This window comes from Bradyrhizobium sp. Unk1 (genome assembly GCF_059512345.1).
The window spans coordinates 1-928 of the sequence record NZ_JCAMOP010000199.1 but is presented as its reverse complement, the minus strand read 5'-3'; the positions used below and the strand labels follow the sequence as shown (position 1 = coordinate 928).

Sequence of the window (928 nt, the reverse complement as noted above, 5' to 3'; positions counted from 1 at the left end):
TTAGGCTTCCGGCGAAGTGAAGAAGCAATGGCCTGATAACCCGGCGGTGGTTTACATGCGCCATACGATTAAGACCGCACCAAACGTCGTCATCCTCGAGGCGTCTCACGCGCGGCGGGGCTTTGCAATTTCCTGGATCGCCCGAACCCTCGTCGCGGCGGCACTCATCGGGTTCTGTCTCAACGCCGACGTCGTCGCCTATGTGGCGCGATACGCCACTCAGCAGGAGTTATCTAAGCTCATCATCACGATCGTCCCGCCGGTCATGGCGCAAAAGACGCCATTGTCGAAGGACGACGAGGCGGCGCAGCTCAAGCAGGCGGTCGACAGCGCGACAGCGGAACTGCGGCAGTCTCTGCAGCAAGAGCACGCCAGGGCTGAGGCGCTCGAAAAGAACTTGTGAAGGCATGGCGGTACGTCGGGAAACTGCTGTCGATGCCCAACGGCGAGGCTCACCAGTTCAGCCAAGCGGTCGACAGCGCGACGGCGGTACTGTGGCAGTCTCTGCAGCAGGAGCACGACAGGGCCGAAGCGCTTGCAACCGAACTGGCGGACGCGCGGCGCTCCATGGAACAGAAACCTGCCGTTGTGGAAGAGAGGCCCGGTGTCTCCTTGCCAGCCTGGGCAAACAGCTACGCCGCCTTCGTGAACCCCGCCTAGACCGCAGGTCAACCGGACGTGGCCACGGAGAACAGCAAATCGGCAATTAAACCAGGCGAACCAGCTCGCGTTGAACACAAACCGCGCGGGGGCTACGGCTGCCAGCACTTTCAGACTTACGATCCGGCATCCGGAACTTACATCAGCTATGACGGACGGCGGCGTTCCTGCCCATAAGTGCGGGGCGGTGTTTCGGCAACAAGTCTAGCTGACCTGCCGCTATGGCAGCGAGATGCAGCCGCCCTCACTCGGCTGCTGCGGCTTCCTG

Annotated in this window: 3 protein-coding genes; all 3 read left to right on the top strand. The window is 62.0% G+C overall.

Annotated features, from left to right (window positions below):
- The first annotated feature begins 16 nt into the window (after positions 1 to 16).
- The 3 genes from AC5ZFO_RS48120 to AC5ZFO_RS48110 are packed head-to-tail and all read left to right on the top strand — an operon-like array spanning position 17 to position 837.
- A complete protein-coding gene (locus AC5ZFO_RS48120) occupies positions 17 to 403 on the top strand; it encodes a hypothetical protein (RefSeq protein ID WP_496124283.1) in 387 nt (128 codons plus the stop codon).
- A 32-nt stretch (positions 404 to 435) separates the two neighbouring features.
- Positions 436 to 660: a hypothetical protein gene (locus tag AC5ZFO_RS48115; RefSeq protein ID WP_496124282.1), complete on the top strand. Its 225-nt coding sequence runs from the start codon at positions 436 to 438 to the stop codon at positions 658 to 660.
- Between the two features lie 18 nt (positions 661 to 678).
- Complete coding sequence (locus AC5ZFO_RS48110) at positions 679 to 837, top strand: BA14K family protein (RefSeq protein ID WP_496124281.1); 159 nt, start codon at positions 679 to 681, stop codon at positions 835 to 837.
- Positions 838 to 928: the final 91 nt, after the last annotated feature.

What these genes read in the sequence shown, in the direction of transcription:
- AC5ZFO_RS48115 (WP_496124282.1), top strand. Translation starts at nt 436, where the DNA reads ATGCCCAACGGCGAGGCTCACCAGTTCAGCCAAGCGGTCGACAGCGCG.